Source organism: Candidatus Symbiopectobacterium sp. 'North America' (genome assembly GCF_015762685.1).
Lineage (GTDB): Bacteria > Pseudomonadota > Gammaproteobacteria > Enterobacterales > Enterobacteriaceae > Symbiopectobacterium.
Map to the genome: position 1 here is coordinate 63,391 of NZ_PEHF01000048.1, position 20,263 is coordinate 83,653.

The window sequence follows — 20,263 nt, forward strand, 5'->3', positions numbered from 1 at the left end:
TCTAACCAATTTTTTTTAGGTTTATATACTGAATAAATGTCGGCAGTTTTTTTGGTAGTTTAACTATTTTGTTATCATTTAATGAGATGTATTTTATGGAGTGTGGTAAGCGCGTTGATAAACCCTTTAATGCATTTTCACTTAAATCTAAATACACTAGGGACGTGGGCACGTTACTAACTTGACCTTCCATTCCGTTATCACTGATATCCAATTTTGATATATAGGGGGGTAGATTCTGTGGAAATTCTTTTATAACATTATTAGCTAAGAAAAGCTCGGATAGCGTCTCTGGAATATTTCTAGGTAACGTGGTCAACTTATTGTCATGTGCGTATAATTTGTGAAGATTTTTTGGTAAGTTTTCAGGTAACCAATCAATTTTGTTTTTGTCTAAGTGTAACTCCGCAATGTGCTCGGAAATAAAATCTGGTAGCGAACTGAGATTGAGTTTACTTAAGTTAAGGGAGACAGCATTTCTTTCCAAACAATCTTGCATTCTTACAACTGAGATATCTCTTTTTTCTTCTTCGCCATGTGGGGCATTTTTCTCCCATGCTGACCAAACAGTATGATATTCTTCAGGATTTTAAGGTAGTGTTATAGTTTGAGTAGATACGCTTGAATGTGTGGTAGGCATCACTGATGCTGCATTTATCAGCGCTGCTGAACATGAATAGTTGTCATCTTTTATAGTAAACATATTAATTACTCTTTTAAGTGAATTATTTTTATTATGTTCTCCTATAAGGGGGATGCATGATATCAAATAATAGGAATTACGGTATTACGTGTACATGTTGCTGCCTAACCTGAATCGACGCGACCGTGCGCGCTAATGCAGCCAGTGTAGCGTTAATTTATCCTAGTAAACTTGCTGGTATGCGCGAGCGTTAACTACATTTTCAGTTTATGTTATTAACGGTGAGTGAGGCGTGATGCTTTGGTTAGAACAAGGGTTATATCTACGAATTCATGAGTTGGACAATGGCCCTCGACCGCTACCGCTGCAAAGAGGATTTTCGGTGGGGACGGCGTACCGTGTGCTGGGGTGCTTTAATCCTTCTGAAACCTCAGATGCCTATTACATACTGGCAAACGATCGCGATGAAATATGGTTTATTTGCAATCGGCATGTACGCGTTGTGGCGTTGGACGCATCGTATAAAGGTGTCAGGTATCCGCTAGACCTCTCGCTTCACCACTGAGGTCGCACACGGCCGACGCGATCTTAGGCTATTGTGTTGCCAGATGGCGCAGGCCATCTGGCAACAACAGGATTAGCGGCTAAACAGATTGCGACGTTTAGGCTTGAACTGCTGGGCAATCAGCACCAGTACACCCATCACCAGAAACGCACCAAAAATGACCAACATCCACTGCGGCATGACCAGTGACAGGAACTGCCATTGGCGCTCTGCACAGTCACCAGAGGCGACGAAGACCGAGGGCAGCCATTTGTCCAGCGGCAGCCATGACGGGAAGTTGACAAAGAAATCACACACAGCAAACGGTGAAGGATGCAGCATGACATTGGTGTGCTCCCAGGCGAGCTTTAATCCTTCGACAGTGCTGTAGATCCATAGGAAAATTGCTGGATAGCGCAGCAGCGTTGCAGGGGCGATAGCACCCAGCAACCCGGCTCCCATCACGCCGAACAGTGCGCTACGCTGGTAAATACAGAGCACACAAGGTTTGAGCAACATGACATGCTGAAAATAAAGTGCGACCAATTCAAAGGCAAACGCCGTCAAAGCCATTAACAGCCAGGCACCGCGCCCACGTGAGCAGCGGTTAAGAAATCGCAACATAACGAATATTCCATGCTAAAAAAATGATCGATTTGGCGGCAAAGACGGTACAGGCAATGCCGCCATCATTTCACTGAGCAAAACGTAACAATCTATTTATTTGATACTCTATTTATATATCATTTCTGCGATTGCCATCCTTTGACAGATAGCACGCTACGGCTAAGCGTTGTAACCCGTTCACTATACTCGATAGTTGTGCGTAGCGATGCGTCTGTGTTTACAGTTTTAGTAGCGCTATCCACTGCCATTCAGTAAGCAGTTCTGTTGCAGGCACTAACGCGAATGCAACGCATAGCCAGCCTACCAGCGTCATTACTATCGTATAGGGCAGTGCCATAACCACCATTTTGCCATAAGAAAGCCGAATGAGCGGGGCCAGGGCCGAAGTTAGCAAAAAGAGAAAGGCGGCCTGTCCATTGGGCGTTGCGACTTAAGGCAGGTTAGTACCTGTATTGATCGCTACCGCCAACAGCTCAAACTGCTTCTGTGAGATGCGGCCTTGTACAAAGGCCTGATGCGCCTCGTTGATATAAATAGAGCCGACGAACACATTGTCGGAAATAGAAGAGAGCAGGCCGTTAAACAGATAAAACAGCGTAAGCTGGTTTTGCGCCGAACCCTGAAGCACAAACTGAATCAGCGGTGTGAACAGTTGCTGGTCAATAATCACCGCGACGATGGCGAAGAACACGGTAAGCAGTGCCGTAAAAGGCATCGCATCCTGAAAAGCTTTGCCAATGGCGTGTTCTTCGGTGATGCCGCAAAACGACGTAACCAGAATAATAACGCTCAGTCCGATTAAACCCACTTCCGCAAGATGAAACGCCAAGGCTGCAATCAACCAGATGCCAATAACGCCCTGAATCCATAGCATAACGCGTTCTTGCGGTGCTCGTTCGGCACTCGTCTTACGTCCGTAATCCTCCAGTACCTGACGCACAGTGTCCGGCAGTGTGGCACCGTATCCGCAAATTTTTACACGCTCTACCAGAATGCAGGTAGCAATACCGCACAGGAAGACTGGGACGGTAACCGCAGACATACGCAAGAAAAAGCTGGCAAAATCCCAGCCAGCAGTTTTGGCAATAATCAGGTTTTGTGGTTCACCCACCATGGTCATCACGCCGCCGAGGGCCGTGCCCACGCCCGCGTGCATCAACAGACTGCGTAGAAAGGCGCGAAATTGTTCCAACGTTTGTGCATGCTCATTGGTGATGGACCCGGCCTGTTGATCCAACTCGGTAATGTACCGGTGGTAAATATCGTAAAACCCGGTGGCGACGCCAATCACCACAGCAATGACGGTCAAGGCATCCAGAAAAGCCGACAGAAATGCAGCCGCCAGAAAGAAGGCGAGTGAAAGCAAGGTCTTGGATCGGATACGCAGCAACAGTCGCGTGAACACGAACAGTAGCAGCGTCTTCATAAATAGATACCCGCAACCATAAACATCAGCAGCGTGATGACGGGAATATTGCGAGAAACCTCATGCCAGATCTGCTCTAGACTTGTCATGCCGATAAACACCGCTTGCAGAGCCAGTAACCCGCCAGGTTGAAGCGGGTAGCATTTCAGGGCAATGCCCAAAGCGAAAATAAACTCGGCGACCAGTAACCAGCCCGCTAAAAAAGGGCTTACCCAAAAAAACACCAGAGGATTGAGGATGAGGAAACCCAGCAGGGTTAATTTATACCAACCCGGGCATTGCCCCAGAAAATTATTTTGCAGTGCGCGTCTTATCGACATGTTCGTCATTTTCTTTGCGGTTCCCTTATTGTCTAACGGTGTAAGATCTGATTTACCGTTCACTGACGGTAAACGATGTGGTCAATACTAAGCCCAATGCGGTGACTTTTAAATAAATCAGCTTGTGAAGTGTCACAGTTTCTGTCGGAATTCTGTTTTTGTCTCCCTGCCACGCTATGTGATAGCGGACTGCTCTGGTATGATGAGTCCGCTTTTATATCGCAATGGAACATCACACATATGGTTATCAAGGCGCAAAGTCCTGCTGGATTCGCGGAAGAATATATTATCGAAAGCATTTGGAATAATCGTTTTCCTCCCGGTTCTATCTTACCTGCGGAACGTGAATTATCGGAGCTGATCGGGGTAACCCGTACCACGTTACGCGAGGTGTTACAGCGCCTGGCTCGTGATGGCTGGCTGACGATTCAGCATGGTAAACCCACGAAAATTAATAATTTTTGGGAAACATCAGGGCTAAATATCCTGGAAACGCTGGCACGACTCGATCATGACAGCGTGCCGCAACTGATTGATAATCTGCTGGCCGTGCGCACCAACATTGCTGCGATCTTTATTCGTACCGCCCTGCGTCAACACCCTGATAAGAGTCAGGAAGTATTAATACAGCGTGCCAGTGTCGAAGATAACGCCGATGCCTTTGCGCAACTGGATTATGCTGTTTTCCGCGGATTGGCGTTTGTTTCTGGCAACCCGATTTATGGATTAATCCTTAACGGGCTGAAAGGGCTGTATATGCGGGTTGGGCGTTACTACTTCTCCAACCCGGATGCGCGTAAGCTGGCTATTGATTTTTATGCTTGTCTGGAAACAATCGCGAAAGAAGGGCAACACGAGCGTGTGATGGATGCGGTGCGTAGCTACGGAAAAGAGAGCGGTGCTATCTGGCACAGCATGCAAAACCAGATCCCGCGCGATATTGCTGAGGTTCGTCGCTAATTAACGCCGCCACGTGTCGCGCACTGTGTGAGCGCGACACGTGACATGGGCTTCAGTTGACCCCTGGATTACGCGGGGGACAGCGTTCAACCAACTCTACGCTGCCATCTGCATTCTGTTGCTTCAGATAAACATCAAATCCCCACAGTCGGTGTACATGTTTCATCACATCGTGGCTGCTCTTGTCGAGCGGTGCGCGGTGGTGAGGAACATAGCGCAGCGTCAGCGAGCGGTTACCGCGCAGATCCACATTCCAGACCTGAATATTTGGCTCCTGATTGCTGAGGTTATACTGCTCGGACAGCTCCTGACGGATCATCCGGTAGCCTTCCTCATCGTGGATCGCGGCAATTTCCAGATAATTGTTATGGTCATCATCCAGCACGGTAAATAGCCGGAAATCGCGCATCACCTTGGGTGACAAGAACTGGCTGATAAAGCTTTCGTCCTTGAAGTTTTGCATGGCGAAATGCAGAGTTTCCAGCCAGTCCTTGCCTGCTATATCAGGGAACCAGTAGCGGTCCTCTTCCGTTGGTATCTGGCAAATACGCTTGATATCCTGAAACATGGCGAACCCGAGCGCATAAGGGTTAATGCCATTGTAATAAGGGCTGTTGTACGGAGTCTGATAGACCACATTGGTGTGGCTGTGCAGGAACTCCATCATAAAGCGCTCGGTCACTTTCCCTTCATCGTAGAGATGATTGAGAATGGTGTAGTGCCAAAACGTTGCCCAGCCCTCGTTCATGACCTGAGTCTGTTTTTGTGGGTAAAAATATTGACTGACCTTACGCACAATGCGCAGTACTTCGTGCTGCCAGGGTTCCAGTAACGGCGCATTCTTCTCCATAAAATAGAGAATATTTTCCTGCGGCTCGCGCGGGAAACGACGCGCCGCTTCGAGCGAAACCTCGGGATCGCGACGTGGCAGGGTGCGCCACAGTTCATTGACCTGACTTTGCAAATAGGACTCACGGCTTTTCTGACGCAGTTTTTCCTCTTCCAGCGAAATCTTTTGCGGGCGTTTGTAGCGATCGACACCGTAATTCATCAGCGCATGGCAGGAGTCAAGCAGTTGCTCGACCTCTTCTACACCATAACGCTCTTCGCATTGGGCGATGTATTGACGGGCAAAAATCAGGTAGTCAACGATGGAGCCTGTATCGGTCCAACTTCGAAACAAATAGTTACCTTTAAAAAAGGAGTTGTGACCATAACAGGCCTGGGCCATCACCAAGGCTTGCATAGTGATGGTGTTTTCTTCCATAAGATAGGCGATACAGGGATCGGAGTTGATAACGATCTCATAGGCCAGCCCTTGCTGACCGTGCTTATAGCGCTGTTCGGTTTCGATAAACCGCTTACCAAAAGACCAATGGAAATAATTGATGGGCATGCCGATGCTCGAATAGGCATCCATCATTTGCTCAGAGGTGATGACCTCGATTTGATGTGGGTAGGTTTCGAGGCGATAGTGCTTCGTCACCTGATCAATCTCCTCAAGGTAGGTTTGCAGCAAATCGAACGTCCAGTCTGGTCCATCATTCAAACGTGTCTCAGCTTGCGGTACTCGAGTCTTTGTTTTTGTCACCATCAGCGCGCCCCCACAGTGCCTTCTACACGCTTTCGTGCAGACTCTATTAATCGTAGCTCACTCTGATAAAAGTGCCGTGAAAACCAGTGTTTGGCAGAAAAGATTGCGGCGAAAACAGCAGCATAAAACGGCACTTCATCTGCGTAATAATAGATAAATAGTATGTTAGCCAAGCGTGACAACGGTAAATCACGTGTTACATTAGCTTTTTATTTTGGGTAGTGGCGATTCAGGCAGCATATTGCGCGGCAAATGGCGAGTTATCACGGAGATAAGTCAACATGCGGGTTGTAATTTTAGGCAGTGGCGTTATTGGCGTCAGCACGGCGTGGTATTTGTGTCAGGCAGGGCATGACGTCACGGTCGTTGACCGACAGCCTGCACCGGCCTTGGAAACCAGTGCGGGCAACGCTGGGCAAATTTCCCCCCGGTTATTCAGTGCCTTGGGCCGCGCCCGGCATCCCCTTGAAAGCCATAAAGTGGCTATTCCAGCGCCATGCGCCGTTAGCTATCTGGCCCGATTGCTCCAGTGACCAGTTGCGTTGGATGTGGCAGATGCTGATGAACTGCGATTCCGCGCATTATCAGGTCAACAAGGCACGTATAGTGCGCTTGGCAGAATACAGCCTTGACTGTTTACAGGCACTGCGCTCGCACACGTCGATTCAGTACGAATGACGCCAGGGCGGGACGCTGCAACTGTTTCGCAGCGAGCAGAAGTATGACAATGCCAGCCGCGACATTGCCGTTCTGCGTGATGCTGGCGTGCCGTACCAGTTGTTGACCTCGCAGGAACTGGTGACCGTGGAGCCTGCGCTCGCTTCGGTGGCGCATAAGCTCAGCGGTGGGCTGCGTTTACCCCATGATGAAACGGGCGACTGCCAACTGTTTACTCAGCGCCTGGCTGAAATGGCGCAGGCGGCGGGTGTGGTTTTTCGTTTTGGCGAATCCGTCGAACAGTTGCAGGTGGCTGGCGATCGCGTCACTGAGGTGCGCTGTAATGGGCAAACAGTAACCGCTGGTGCCTATGTGGTGGCCTGCTGTTCCTACTCGACGGCGTTGGTACGTCAGTGGATGCACCTGCCGGTCTATCCCCTGAAAGGCTATTCATTAACGCTGCCGCACCGGTTTCAACGATGCTTGATGAGACGTTTAAAGTGGCCGTGACGCGCTTCGACCGTCGTATTCGTGTTGGAGGCATGGCAGAAATCGTTGACTTTGACACAGCCCTCAACCCTAAACGCCGAGAAACGTTGGAAATGGTGGTTCGCGATCTTTACCCTGATGCTGGGCCGGTAGAGCAGGCGACGTTCTGGACCGGGTTGCGCCCGATGACACCTGATGGCACGCCGCTGGTAGGCCGTTCACCGCTCGCCAATCTTTATCTTAATACAGGACACGGTACCTTAGGTTGGACGATAGCGTGCGGTTCAGGGCAACTGCTGGCGGATATCATTTCTGGTAAGACGCCTGACATTGGCCATGACGATTTGTCGATATTTCGTTACGCCAGCGCGTAAATCTACCGGGTTGTCGCGCACGATCGCAGCGCTCGCTGCGAGCAACTGAGCGCCCTAATCGTGCCGCGCGTCTTTGCGCTTAAACGCTGGGCGCGCAGCGCCAACAGCGTCGCGCACAGCATGGCAAGCGCCAGCGTGCTCTGTGGTAAGAGGGGTAGCGCCATCACCGCCAGCCCAACACACGCACCGCCTGCCATTTGCACGAATCCTACCAGCGCCGATGCCGTACCCGCTTCATTCGCATAAGGTTCCAGTGCATAGCTGGTGGCTGGGCCGATGGCAAACGCCAGGCCAGCAAACGCCACCACCACCGGAGCCATAAAGATCCACCAACGTGCCTGTAGCGCCTCGGGCAGCCACAGGATGATGGCGCACAGTAACAAAAAACCGCTATCAATCAATATCACGCTGATCGTCAGGCAAGCGGGGCGGCCAATTTTTACGATCGCGCGTGTCGCCAGCAGGCTCATTGCCATCACCCAAAAGCCGTTTGCGCCGAACACCAGTGGGAACTGTAACGGTGACAAACCGCCATGTACCATCAAGACCACTGATGCCACTGACAGATAGGTCAGGGCCATCCCCATAATGCCCGCATTGCAGCCAGCAAAGCCGATGAAGCGAGGGGTAAAAAGGATTCGCGCGTATTGTTTGATGGGCAAACCCGGCAGGCGCAGGGTGTCAGCCGGGCGGGTTTCTGGCAGATAGCGCAGGGTGAGCAGCAAAACCACGCTGGCATATAGCGTCAAAAACCAGAAGCAGGCTCGCCAACCGAATGCGGCGGACAGTAAGCCGCCAAAAAATGGCGCCAGAGCAGGCATGATATTCAATGTACCGTTAAGAAAACCGAAAGTGCGTGCGGCATCATCACCGTTTAACCGGTCACGCACGGCGCTAAACACCACCACGTCGGTGCAACACACGGCAACGCTTTGCAGTACGCGGGAAGCAATAAACACCGACCTACTGGTCGCCAGCGCTGCCGTGATGGCACCCACAATGTAAATCACGGTCCCGATCAGTGCCATTAGGCGGCGTCCTATGCGGTCAACCAGAGGACCAGCCACCAATTGTCCCCATCCCATAATCATGATAAACAAAGAAATGGTTGATTGAATGGTCGCGTTATCGCTGTTCAGACCTTGTGAGATGGCAGGGATCACCGGAAGGTAAAGATCGATGGCTAATGGGCCGAGCAGCACTAGCATAAATAACAACAGCACAAATCTTTGTATGGTCATGGCAAGGTGAATTCCGTTCCCTGGCAAGTGAATGAATAATGTAGTGCTTGCCTTTGGTCATCGTCAGGAAAGGCGGGTTACATAACCACACTGTAGCGAATGGTACGACACAATGGGCGTGCTTTACCACGATAGAAGCGTTTTTTGGTGTTTTGCGGCGATCCGGTGGCTTACGCTGGGGGTGATCGTAGTGCCACATCCATCGACAGTTTGTCTGGTCAGTGATTTTTAGTGACGCTGTCACTTTAAACCTTTTGCACTATGAGTCATTTGCCCCAATGAGACCGCCAACATTGCCAGCAGCATCAGCGTGGTAACCGGGGTCAGTACCGCCCAGGGAGCGCGTTCAATATACGGCATGCCTTCAGCGACAATCCGTCCCCATTCAGGGTATGGCGGTTGTTGTCCCAATCCGAGAAAACCTAACGTCGTCAATGCCAGGGTGATACCGGGAAAACGCACTAAGGCGTGACGCGTGACGGGGCCAACCAGCGCAGGCAGCACATAGCCCGTGAAGCGATGCCAGCGCCCAACCCCCAGCAGTGGGGTGATGCGCACGTAAGGACGCGCAAGTATCTCTTCAACCAGTGCGGCAGTATGCGCTGCCAGTGGTGCCCAACTTACCAGCATCACCGCCAGTGCTGCACCATAGGTAGAGGGCCCGGTCAGGGCTACAACGATAAGGCCCGCCATCATCGGTGGTAACGCATTGGCTATCTCCATCGGACCAATAAACAGGCGCGGGAAAAGTCCAAACAGAATACCGAGAAGCAAACAGGCAGCGCTGACGCCGGTGGCGGTGATAAGCGTGGCAAACGCACCGTGCGCCACGCGTGCCAGCAGATCGCGCCCGGTGGCATCTGCGCCCAACGGCAACGCGAGGCTGGGGGGTTGTAAGCGAAGGAAATCCGATGCCAGCGGATCGCGGGTCAGTCCGATCGCGATCAGCAGTACCAACGCCAGTGCAATCGTCATTGGGAAGGCATAATGCGGACGCCTCGTTGGGCTGATGCTTGGGGCGGGCAAGGATCCGCTGCGCAGTGCACGTCCCAGTATCAACTGGCGTAGCAGGTTGCCAAGATTACCGCTCAGTGTTGCAATCAACAATAACAGTAGAACGCCGCATTGTAGGGCGGGCAGATCCTGTGCAGCTGAGGCCCCAAGCGTGGCACGCCTCAAACCGGGGATAGCAAAGATCTTTTCTACCGCCACTGCCCCCCCGTCAGCCCTACGGTGATCAAGCCAATCTGTGGCAGTAACGCAGGCAGTGCGCGCCGCAGAACCGCAATGGCGCAATCAAATTGGCTCACGCCCGCCACGCGCCAGGTGATAAGCCACGGCTCGGCGAAGGTGCTGCGCAGTGCATCCGCCAGCAAGCGTGCCAGTAATCCCCCTGCGGGCAGCCCCAACGATAGCGCAGGCAGCACCATATGCTGTATGCTGTGCCAGCCATACGGAGGAAACAGCGGCAGCCAGACTGCCCCGACCATCAGCAGCAGGGACGCCAGCAAATATTCTGGCAAGGTAATGAACGCCATCGCCCAAGCACCGTGGCTGCTGTCCGCCTTACCACTCAGCCCAGTGCGCAGCGTGGAAACGCACAGCAGCGTAGCAACCAGTATGGCCAGCGTTAATGCCGCCCCCATCAGCGTCAGTGATACGCCGGCCGCGTCTAACATGGCGGGCAATATTGGCTTGCCAGAGATCCAGGAGTGCCCGGCATCCCCTGTAATATACCGCGCCACCATTGCCACAGCAGCGCTATCGGGCCTTGGTCGAGACCGAGTTGGCTGCGAATGGCCTGCAACGCCTCGGGGGTTGCCTCTTGTTCGGCGGATTTGGCGCGTAGTACGCTGAGCGCGGGATCGCTGCCGGAAAGCCACGGCAACAAACCAATGAGCGCGATGACCGCAAAGGCGCTCAGGGCACGGGATATCAGCGGAGTGATAACTGCTACGAGGCGTAGGGGAGATGCGATCATGGTTGGTGCATCTGCCCGGTGATGTGTGTTTGTGGCGTAACCAGCATCCGTTCACGCGGATCGCGTGCTGCCTGACGTACACCAGTCGCTTCGCCCTGAATCACCCGTTCGTGCAGCAAGGGGATCGCCGCATCTGTGGAGAGAATACGCTGTTCGGCTGCCATGATTGCCTTACGCCGCACTTCTCCGGCGGGTATAGCGGTCGCGGTGAGCAACGCCTCATCGACAGCTGGGTCGCACAGCTGAGAGAGATTAAACGACCCTTTGCAACTGAAATCGCTGTAGATATAAGCTACCGGATCGCCGGAATCCAGCACCGTGGCGCACTACAGGATAAAGGCATCAAACTTTCCGGCTAACGCATCGGCTTCAATCTGGGCATATTCACGCACTTCTTGTTGAACGGTAAACCCGGCTGCAGTTAACTGTTGTGCCAGATAAACGGCAACTTCCGGTAGCTCCGAACGATCACTGAAGGTAGCCAGTTTGATAACCTCTCCCTGTGGATGGCGTGCGGGGGTCGGCTGGTCTACCGCATGGCGCAGCGCCGGGCCGAGCAACCCGCGGGCGATATCCGCCCGGTTCTCATACACGTTCTTTACCAGCATGTCCCGCTGAACGGCGTCGCGTACAGCGGCACGCAGTCCGGCATCACGCAGTGGGCCGAGGCGGGTGTTGAGATACAGGGTATTAGTGCGCGGCATAGGCACCTCATGGATCAGCGCCGGATCGATCAAGGGCGCTTGCGCCACCGGCACGGCTTCCACAATATCCGCGCTGCCGCTTCGCAGCGCGGCGGCGCGAGCTGTTCCGTCTGGAACGAAATCAACATCAAGACCTGAAGCTTGCGCAGGCGTGCCCCAGTAGCCATCAAAGCGCTCAAGGGTAGCGTGACTGGTGCCCTGAACGACGGTTAACACAAAGGGGCCACTGCCGTGGCGGATCGGGTCAACGCGGCCTTCCTGATACGCATTGGGTGAAAGGATAGCCAATTGTGGGCTAGAGAGCCGCTGGGGCAACAAGGGATCGGGGGTTGCGGTAGTTACCCGCACCGCGTTGTCGCCGTCAGCACTGATGTGTAACGTAACGCCATCCAGAATGCACGGCTTGGGGGCGGCACGCGTCGCCGCACTGAGTGCATTGACCACGGCGGCCGGGGCCAGCGGTTCACCGTCGTGGAAATGCACATCGGGACGCAGGGTGAAGCGCCAGGTGGTGTCGTTTATCGACTGCCAGGACGTCGCCAGCGCTGGCTGTGCATCACCATTCTCATCCAGCGCGATCAGCGTTTCGCTGGTGCTCCACCGCTAAAGCTTAAAGGCGTCATCGCTGAGGGGGGTCAGGCCCGCACGGGGAGGTTGCAGCATCGCGATGCGAATACGATCGCAGGGAACTTCCGGTGTGGTTTTTTCTTCGCTGCCAAAGCAGCCAGTAAGTCCGGCACTGCCAACGACCAACAGTAAAGGGAAGATTCGACGATAGACTAACAACATAACAGCGTCCTTAAAGGGAAAAATTAGCAATAATAATCAGGGTGTGTCGGGATGGCTGCCAGCAGCGCCCGCGTATGAGGATGGGCAGGCGTGGAGAGCAACGCGTTACACGGCCTATCCTCGATAATTTGCCCCTCATGCATGACCAATAGGCGTTGGCACAGGGTCGCCACGGTGGAGATATCATGGGAGACCAATAGCATTCCCATATCGTAGTGCTGGGCGAGTTGGTCAAATAATGCCGTTATCTGCTCGCGTAACGGTAAATCCAAACCGTTTACTGGTTCATCAGCGATCAGGAAAGCCGGTCGCAAGGCCAGAGCACGCGCAATGGCTACCCACTGTGCTTGCCCACCAGAAAGTGTTCCCACGTGTTGGTGCAGCAGTGATGCTGGCAAGGCGACATCGTCAAGGGCGCGTTGCAATGCCGATATCGACGGTGCGCCATAGCCTAAAAAATGCAGTGGCTCGGCAATAGACTGCGCTACGGTTTTATGGGGGGCCAGCGTGGAGGCGGGGTCTTGGGGAACATACTGTACCAACTGACGATACCAGCGCATTGCAGCGGTGGAAGCTGGAAGAACGGGACGGCCCTGACAGCTCACACTTCCTGAATAGGGCGTTTCTAATCCCAATAAAATCTTCAGCAGCGTTGATTTTCCGGCACCCGATGCACCGACTAAGCCAACATGCTCACCTTTGTTAAGTGACAGTGTCATGTTTTCTATTGCGCAATGATACGGCGTGGCTTGCCAGAAGCGTGTGCCTGGTAGCGGATACCGATGTGTTACCTGACGCATCGCCAGAAAAGGGGGCGCTGTGGCTCCGTGCAATGCAGAAGCACACATCTTACCTTACCCCGCAGTGCTAACGTGTTCTGAGATACCTGCTGACGCTGTTGACGTGCAGTCGTCATCAGCGCAACGGTGTAAGGGTGTTGCGGGTGACGCACTAGCGCATCGATGGTGCCTTGTTCAACGATCTTGCCATCGTACAGAATCAACGCCCGCTGGCAAAGCGCAGCGGCCACGGCGATATCGTGGGTAATAAACAGCAAGGCGCGTTCAGGTGCACGGCTGGTATAGGCTTTTAGCGCTTGTAACACCTGAGCCTGGGTGATGACGTCCAGTGCGGTGGTGGGTTCATCCGCAATCAACAAAGCGCTTTGACTGGCGAGTGCCAGCGCGATACAGACCCGCTGACGTTGCCCGCCAGAAAGCTCATCGGGATAGCGATAGGCGATGTGCTCTGGCTGAGAAAATCCGACGGTAGCCAGTAACCTGACTCCCGCCTTCCATGCGGCGCGCGCGGATGTTGCGCCGCTAGCGCGCAGCGTCAGTACCAACTGTTTTCCGACGCCGATCAGCGGATGCAGCGCCGCCGAGGTATCCTGGAAAATGGCGGCAATGCGCGGTTGCTGTGCTACTCTATTTTGCCCAGAAAAATGAATGTCACCACTCATCGTCGAGCCTGCAAGGGGCAGCCCTAACAGGGCGCGTGCATTAAGCGATTTTCCAGAACCCGATGCTCCGAGGAGTGCGACACGCACACCGGGATGCAGGGAAAAACTGATGTTGTCGAGTTTTGTTATGCCATTAAGGGGGAGAGTGAGGTTGTTGACGGTCAGCAACGCCATGCAGGCAGATCCCTGTGGTGCAGTAAAGTTACATTATAATGTATCACATGATATAATATAACGTAACATTTAGTGTGCGCGTTCAGATGAAAAGGCGTAACGCCACGGTCTTTCATTGGTGCTATACGGTTTATTCATGTAGGTGGGTATCAGCCTTGGCGGATTTCACGTAGCCTGTGATCGGTTTATTGTGGGAGTGAAACCGTGGACATTATTGCAGCAGAAGAACAACACATTAGCGCTATTCAGAAAATTTATGCCCATCACGTTATCCATGGGACTGCATCGTTTGAAACAGAGCCACCGGATATCAACGAGATGCGCGCCCGATTGAAGAAAAACCTCGATGCCAGTCTTCCCTGGTTTGTCGCCAGTAAAAATGGCCGCATAACCGGGTATTGTTATCTGTCACGCTACCGTGAGCGCAAGGCTTACCAGTATACGCTTGAAGATTCGATCTATGTTGATCCGCAATGCCAGCAGCAGGGGGTGGGAAAAGCGCTCCTTGCCCACGCTATTGAGTGGGCGGAGCAACGCGGTTTTCGCCAGTTGATCGCGATTGTGGGTAACAGTGAAAACGAGGGTTCGCTGCATTTACACCGTCAGGCCGGTTTCTCACTGGTAGGAACGCTGGCAAGCGTAGGGTTAAAACACGGACGCTGGCTGGACACGGTAATGCTGCAACGTGCGCTGGGTGAAGAAGATTCGACTTTGCCAGAATCTACGCCGCGCTTTGACGCGAATTGATACGGGGCTGGTTTCCGCCAGCGCGAAGGCTGGCGGAAGATTGAGCGGTTAACTGTTAACGGTTTGCTTGCGGAACAATTCGCGAAATACCGGGTAAATATCGTCCTGATCGCGAATATGTTGCATCGCAAAATTGGGGTAGGCATCACGCAGCGCTTCATACTCGCGCCACAGGGTTTGGTGTGAGCGACGCGTGATTTCGATGTAGCTGTAGTAACGCACAAAGGGCAACAGCTGGTTAGCCAGAATATCGTGACACAGCGGTGAGTCATCGGCCCAATTATCGCCATCGGAGGCTTGCGCCGCATAAATATTCCACTGTGACGGGTTATAGCGCGCTTTAACCACTTCCTCCATCAGCTTCAATGCGCTGGACACAATGGTGCCGCCAGTCTCCTGTGAGTAGAAAAACTCCTGTTCATCGACCTTTTTGGCTTGAGTATGGTGGCGAATGTAAACCACGTCCACGTTCTTATAATTCCGGCTCAAAAACAAATAGAGTAAAATATAAAAACGTTTCGCCATGTCCTTGGTGGCCTGATCTATCGAGCCGGAAACGTTCATCAGGCAAAACATCATTGCCTGACTGGACGGTTCGGCCCGGCGTTCATAGTTCTTGAAACGCAGGTCGAAAGTATCGATAAAGGGCACGCGCGCAATCTTCTCGCGCAGCGCCGCAATCTCGTGACGTAACCGATCCTCTTCGAGCAATTGGGCTGGCTCGGTGTGCTCGAGCTCTGCCAGATCTTCCTCGAGTTGGTGCAGTTCGCGTCGTTTCCCTGTCGTCATGGCCATACGCCGCGCCAGAGAGTTTTGCAGCGAGCGTACCACGCTGATGTTGGCGGGCACACCGTTAGCGGTGTAACCCGCACGGTGCGTTTTGTACTCGTTCATTTGGTGCTGCTGGGTCTTTTTCAGGTTAGGCAGCGCCAGATCCTCGAACAGCAGATCGAGATATTCATCCTTGGAGATTTGAAACACAAACTCGTCCTGGCCTTCGCCATCTTTACTGGCGTTGCCCTGGCCGCCACCGCTGCCGCCACCTGCTCGATGCGATCGTTGGTAACAAAATGGTCGTTGCCGGGGTGGACGCGATGCCGCTTCCCGCCGCGCCCCTGATGGAACATCGGTTCGCTAATGTCGCCCTGAGGGATCGATACAGACTCCCCGCTGTCTATGTAGGTTACCGAACGCTTGTTGATGGCCTCGGAAATCGACTGTTTTATTTGCGACTTATAGCGGCGTAAAAAGCGCTGGCGGTTCACCAGGCTTTTGTTCTTGCCGTTCAGCCGTCGATCAATGAAATAGGCCATGATTTCCCCGCATGACGTCGCCAAGCTGCCCGTACGTTATGATGATTTCCTGACACGCAGATACCATTCGCACAGCAAGCGTACCTGATTGCGGGTGTAGCCTTTCTACATCATACGATCGACAAAGTCGTCATGTTTTTTCTGCTCATCTGTCGAGGTTTTGGTGTTGAACGAAATCACCGGTAACAGCTCTTCCGTATTGAAGAACATTTTCTTCTCAATCACAGTGTGCAGTTTTTCGTAACTGGTCCAGTTCGGGTTGTGGCCACTGTAGCTGGCGCGTGCGCGCAGCACAAAGTTGACGATTTCGTTACGGAAATCTTTGGGGTTGCTGATGCCAGCTGGTTTCTCGATTTTCTCCAGTTCGGCATTCAGCGATTCCCTGTCAAACAGTTGACCGGTGTCCGAATCGCGATACTCTTGATCCTAAATCCAGAAATCCGCGTAAGTGACATAGCGATCGAAAATGTTTTGCCCGTACTCGGAGTAGGACTCCAGGTAGGCGGTCTGAATCTCTTTGCCGATAAATTCGGCGTATTTGGGGATCAGATAGCCTTTCAGGTGCTCGACATATTTTTCCGCCGCTTCTTGCGGGAACTGCTCACGTTCGACTTGCTGTTCCAGTACGTAGAACAGGTGCACCGGGTTGGCGGCAACTTCACTGTGGTCGAAGTTGAACACGCGCGAGAGGATCTTGAAGGCGAAACGGGTGGACAAACCGCTCATCCCTTCATCGATGCCCGCGTAATCACGGTACTCCTGATAGGATTTTGCCTTGGGATCGGTATCTTTCAGGCTTTCCCCATCGTACACGCGCATTTTGGAGTGGATGCTGGAGTTTTCCGGATCCTTCAGGCGTGAAAAGATTGAGAAGAGTGCCGGGCGCGCAGGGGACGTGTGACAACTCGCTGTGATCGACCAGTTTTTCGTAAATCTTCACCTCTTCAGAGACGCGCAGGCAGTAGGGCACCTTAACGATGTACACGCGGTCCAAAAAGGCTTCGTTGTTTTTGTTATTGCGGAATTGCACCCATTCTGATTCGTTAGAGTAGGCCAGAATGATACCGTTGAACGGCAGGGCGGCAATGCCTTCGGTGCCGTTATAATTTCCTTCCTGTGTGGCGGTCAACAGGGGATGCAGGACTTTGATCGGGGCTTTGAACATTTCCACAAATTCCATGATGCCCTGGTTGGCACGGCACAGCGCGCCGGAATAGCCGTAGGCATCAGGATCGTTTTGGGCAAAATGCTCCAGTTTGCTGATATCCACTTTCCCGACCAGCGCGGAGATATCCTGATTGTTTTCGTCGCCCGGTTCGGTTTTGGCGATCGCGACCTGCGCCAGAATGGAAGGCCACACTTTGATAACTTTGAATTTGGTGATGTCACCGCCGAAATCGCGCAGGCGTTTGGCTGCCCAGGGCTACATGATCGTGCCCAGATAACGGCGTGGTACCGCGTACTCTTTTTCAAGAATCTCAGCATCTTCCTGCGGGTTGAACAGGCACAGTGGGTGGTCGTTGACCGGGCTACGCTCACCGTTGGCGCTCAGCACATAAATTGGCACGCGTTGCATTAAAGCTTTTAGCCGCTCAGCCAGCGACGATTTCCCGCCGCCCAACGGACCGAGCAGGTAGAGGATCTGTTTCTTCTCTTCCAGCCCTTGAGCGGCGTGTTTCAGGTAAGCGACAATCTGCTCTATGGCATCTTCCATGCCGTAGAACTCTTCAAAGGCCGGATACCGTGCAATCACCCGGTTGGAGAATAAACGGGAAAGGCGATACTCATGGGCAGTTTCTACCATCACAGGTTTACCGATCGCTATTAACAATCGTTCGGCAGCACTCGCATAGGCACTGCGATCCTGCTGACAGATGTTAAGAAATTCCTGCAACGTGAATTCTTCGTCCTTGGCAGCGTCATAACGCTGACGGTAATGATCAAATATGTTCATAGCGATGCCCGTCCTTCGTCGATTAGCACAGATTTAGAGAGCCTGTTAAATAATGTGCGGCGTTATTTATGCGGTCATAGATGTGTAGCCCTCTGGCAGATGATTTCCCTGAATACAGCAACCCTTATGCCAAATTCGCAGCAGTGTGGATGTTATTACACTGACAAGGCGCGTTTTCCTTCACCCACACAGGGTGAGGTCGGAAGGCTGGTGAACGCGCTTACGCTAACCCGCGAACTCAGGAACATTCATCTCCCTGTCATTAAGCGTAGTTGGCATCTGCAAAATTTCCTCATTGGTGAAAACATCTTTTTAAGATATTTCAATAACTCACTCTGCGAAGTATGCCGCTACAATAGCGGTAGCCACTGGGCATTCATGCCTTTGGCTCATCTGGAACGACGATAGGTGCAGCATGTGGTTTAATGCCATGCGGTTTGCACATTTAACGATTATGATTGATATGAACAAAATACGATTTTGATAATTCATATCAGTAATAGGAATAATAACGTTATGAAAAAATCATCTGTGATTTATACCTCTTTGCTGTTGGCAGGGTCGCTGGCGGCAACAACGGCAGTTGCGGCGGATTTCTCATTGGGAGCAGGGGTCTTAGGTTCCATCAGCCCGTATCGCGGGGGCGATAACGCACTGTATCCGGTGCCAATGGTGACCTATGAAAGTGACAACTTTTATTTTCGCGGGCTGGGCGGGGGGTATTACCTGTGGAATGACGGACAAAACCGCCTGTCGGTAACGGCACTCTATTCTCCGCTGGGATTCAAACCGAGTGATAACGACGATGCGCAGATGAAGCAACTGGATAAGCGCCGTGGCACGCTGATGGCGGGTCTGGCCTATTCTCACTCCGCGTCCTGGGGGATTTTGCGCACCTCTGTGGTGGCCGATACTCTGGGCTACAGCGACGGTTATCTGTGGGACAACACCTACCTGTATCGCTTCGAATTGGGTGACTGGTCATTGACGCCGGGCGTCGGTGTGACCTGGAGCAGCGAAAGACTCAACCTCTATTACTTTGGTATCAGTGGCAAAGAAGCATCCCGCTCAGGGTTAGGGGCTTACAGTCCGGATGGTGACTGGTCGCCGTACGCCGAGTTGAGCACCAACTACCGTATCAACGATAGCTGGAGCGCATGGGCCACCGGACGCTATGTGCGCCTGGCGGATGAAGTGAAAGAGAGCCCGATGGTCGATCGCAGCTATAACATGGTGTTTGGCGCGGGTGTGAGCTATCGCTTCTAACACCTGATGCGCTAAAACAGGGCAAGTGCCGCACAATAATGGGGTGATTTCACCCCATTTGCACGTTTAGGGCGCGCGACGGCTCAGCTATGGTATTAAACAGGATGCAAGGAGGATAGCGATGGCAACCCGACAGATTCGATTTCCTGATGGTTCAACGCTGCCCGCTGTTGGGCAGGGCACGTGGTTTATGGGGGAAGCGGCCAGTGAGAAGGCACGTTAAATAAAAGCCTTGCAGGCGGGGCTTGATCTCGGACTTAGGCTTATCGATACCGCAGAAATGTACGCCGACGGCGGTGTGGAGAGCGTGGTGGGTGCAGCACTGCGCGGGCGGCGCGACGAAGCATTTCTGGTCTCCAAGGTTTATCCCCACAATGCGGGCGGCACGCGTGCGATTGAAGCCTGTGAACGCAGCCTGAAACGGTTGCAAACCGAAGTGTTGGATTTATACCTGCTGCACTGGCGCGGCGGTATCCCGTTGGAAGAGACCATCACGGCGATGGAAGCGCTGCAACAGGCAGGCAAGACTCGTCAGTGGGGTGTGTCCAATTTGGACGTGGCGGACATGAATGAACTCTGGTCCTTGTCAGGCGGTGAGCGCTGCATGACTAATCAGGTGCTTTATCACGTTGCTTCGCGCGGTATCGAGTTTGATTTGCTGCCCTGGTGTCAGGCACGCGCTGTGCTGGTGATGGCTTACTGTCCATTAGCACAAGCAGGTACGCTGCGCCGCAACCTGTTTTCTCATCCGGTGATAATGCGCATGGCGGACAAATACCAGGCGACGTCCGCACAAATTATGCTAGCATGGGTATTGCGACAACCCGGCGTGATTGCGATTCCGAAAGCGAGTTCGGTAGCCCACGTTGAAGAAAACGCACGCGCGCTCACGTTGGAATTGGATAGTGGTGATATCGCTGCGCTGGATGCCGCTTTTCCCGCACCGACCAGTAAGCAGCCGTTGGATGTTGTGTAGAGGGATAGGGCAGTTAAGTATT

10 protein-coding genes and 8 pseudogenes are annotated in these 20,263 nt (G+C 52.8%); 6 read left to right on the forward strand and 12 right to left on the reverse strand.

Features of this window, described 5'->3' with window-relative positions; genetic code table 11:
• Position 1: 1 nt before the first annotated feature.
• Together CS369_RS10480 and CS369_RS25165 are read right to left on the reverse strand one after the other, a co-directional pair.
• Positions 2-487, reverse strand: coding sequence for a hypothetical protein (locus tag CS369_RS10480; protein WP_244664931.1), 486 nt, complete (start codon positions 485-487; stop codon positions 2-4).
• A gap of 30 nt (positions 488-517) precedes the next feature.
• Positions 518-577 (reverse strand): annotated as a pseudogene (locus tag CS369_RS25165) (leucine-rich repeat domain-containing protein); the annotation flags it as partial.
• A 361-nt stretch (positions 578-938) separates the two neighbouring features.
• Here CS369_RS25165 and CS369_RS23500 point away from each other — a divergent pair.
• Positions 939-1,208 carry a hypothetical protein gene (locus CS369_RS23500; RefSeq protein WP_244664936.1) on the forward strand — a complete coding sequence of 90 codons (270 nt, stop codon included), beginning with the start codon at positions 939-941 and terminating at the stop codon, positions 1,206-1,208.
• A gap of 72 nt (positions 1,209-1,280) precedes the next feature.
• Here the strand turns inward: CS369_RS23500 and dsbB are convergent, their stop codons facing one another.
• Together dsbB and nhaB are read right to left on the reverse strand one after the other, a co-directional pair.
• Positions 1,281-1,811 (reverse strand): disulfide bond formation protein DsbB, encoded by a 531-nt coding sequence (gene dsbB, locus CS369_RS10485; RefSeq protein WP_196907037.1) that lies wholly within the window; start codon positions 1,809-1,811, stop codon positions 1,281-1,283.
• Positions 1,812-2,031: 220 nt separating this feature from the next.
• Positions 2,032-3,569 (reverse strand): annotated as a pseudogene (nhaB, locus tag CS369_RS10490) (sodium/proton antiporter NhaB).
• A gap of 231 nt (positions 3,570-3,800) precedes the next feature.
• On the opposite strand from nhaB, the gene fadR reads away from it, so the two are divergent.
• Complete coding sequence (fadR, locus tag CS369_RS10495; RefSeq protein WP_196907038.1) at positions 3,801-4,520, forward strand: fatty acid metabolism transcriptional regulator FadR; 720 nt, start codon at positions 3,801-3,803, stop codon at positions 4,518-4,520.
• 52 nt (positions 4,521-4,572) lie between these two features.
• Here fadR and CS369_RS10500 read toward each other — a convergent pair whose 3' ends face one another.
• On the reverse strand, positions 4,573-6,114 hold the full coding sequence (locus CS369_RS10500; protein WP_196907039.1) for a SpoVR family protein: 1,542 nt from the start codon (positions 6,112-6,114) through the stop codon (positions 4,573-4,575).
• 281 nt (positions 6,115-6,395) lie between these two features.
• Here CS369_RS10500 and CS369_RS10505 point away from each other — a divergent pair.
• Positions 6,396-7,634: pseudogene (locus tag CS369_RS10505) on the forward strand (D-amino acid dehydrogenase).
• Positions 7,635-7,636: 2 nt separating this feature from the next.
• Here the strand turns inward: CS369_RS10505 and CS369_RS10510 are convergent.
• The 5 genes and pseudogenes from CS369_RS10510 to CS369_RS10530 form a co-directional block, all read right to left on the reverse strand.
• Positions 7,637-8,869, reverse strand: a complete 1,233-nt coding sequence (locus CS369_RS10510; RefSeq protein WP_196907064.1) for a multidrug effflux MFS transporter — start codon at positions 8,867-8,869, stop codon at positions 7,637-7,639.
• A gap of 246 nt (positions 8,870-9,115) precedes the next feature.
• A pseudogene (locus CS369_RS10515) lies at positions 9,116-10,856 on the reverse strand (ABC transporter permease subunit).
• Positions 10,853-12,349: pseudogene (locus CS369_RS10520) on the reverse strand (ABC transporter substrate-binding protein). Before CS369_RS10520 ends, CS369_RS10515 begins: the two co-directional pseudogenes overlap by 4 nt.
• Before the next feature lie 23 nt (positions 12,350-12,372).
• On the reverse strand, positions 12,373-13,197 hold the full coding sequence (locus tag CS369_RS10525; protein ID WP_196907040.1) for an ABC transporter ATP-binding protein: 825 nt from the start codon (positions 13,195-13,197) through the stop codon (positions 12,373-12,375).
• Positions 13,137-13,985: an ABC transporter ATP-binding protein gene (locus tag CS369_RS10530; RefSeq protein ID WP_196907041.1), complete on the reverse strand. Its 849-nt coding sequence runs from the start codon at positions 13,983-13,985 to the stop codon at positions 13,137-13,139. Before CS369_RS10530 ends, CS369_RS10525 begins: the two co-directional genes overlap by 61 nt.
• Before the next feature lie 204 nt (positions 13,986-14,189).
• On the opposite strand from CS369_RS10530, the gene CS369_RS10535 reads away from it, so the two are divergent.
• Entirely contained in the window at positions 14,190-14,732 is a 543-nt protein-coding gene (locus CS369_RS10535; protein ID WP_196907042.1) for a GNAT family N-acetyltransferase, read from the forward strand.
• Positions 14,733-14,780: 48 nt separating this feature from the next.
• Here CS369_RS10535 and CS369_RS10540 read toward each other — a convergent pair.
• A pseudogene (locus CS369_RS10540) lies at positions 14,781-16,045 on the reverse strand (YeaH/YhbH family protein).
• A gap of 36 nt (positions 16,046-16,081) precedes the next feature.
• Positions 16,082-17,999 (reverse strand): annotated as a pseudogene (locus tag CS369_RS10545) (PrkA family serine protein kinase).
• A gap of 516 nt (positions 18,000-18,515) precedes the next feature.
• Between CS369_RS10545 and CS369_RS10550 the strand changes: the two are divergent.
• Positions 18,516-19,265: a MipA/OmpV family protein gene (locus CS369_RS10550; protein ID WP_196907043.1), complete on the forward strand. Its 750-nt coding sequence runs from the start codon at positions 18,516-18,518 to the stop codon at positions 19,263-19,265.
• A gap of 121 nt (positions 19,266-19,386) precedes the next feature.
• A pseudogene (locus CS369_RS10555) lies at positions 19,387-20,241 on the forward strand (aldo/keto reductase).
• Positions 20,242-20,263 lie beyond the last annotated feature (22 nt).

Bases quoted from the DNA above. Each gene is read 5' to 3' on its own strand.
- CS369_RS10500 (WP_196907039.1), bottom strand. From the start codon at position 6,114: ATGGTGACAAAAACAAAGACTCGAGTACCGCAAGCTGAGACACGTTTG.
- fadR (WP_196907038.1), top strand. From the start codon at position 3,801: ATGGTTATCAAGGCGCAAAGTCCTGCTGGATTCGCGGAAGAATATATT.
- CS369_RS10550 (WP_196907043.1), top strand. From the start codon at position 18,516: ATGAAAAAATCATCTGTGATTTATACCTCTTTGCTGTTGGCAGGGTCG.
- CS369_RS10525 (WP_196907040.1), bottom strand. From the start codon at position 13,197: ATGTGTGCTTCTGCATTGCACGGAGCCACAGCGCCCCCTTTTCTGGCG.
- CS369_RS10530 (WP_196907041.1), bottom strand. From the start codon at position 13,985: ATGGCGTTGCTGACCGTCAACAACCTCACTCTCCCCCTTAATGGCATA.
- dsbB (WP_196907037.1), bottom strand. From the start codon at position 1,811: ATGTTGCGATTTCTTAACCGCTGCTCACGTGGGCGCGGTGCCTGGCTG.
- CS369_RS23500 (WP_244664936.1), top strand. From the start codon at position 939: ATGCTTTGGTTAGAACAAGGGTTATATCTACGAATTCATGAGTTGGAC.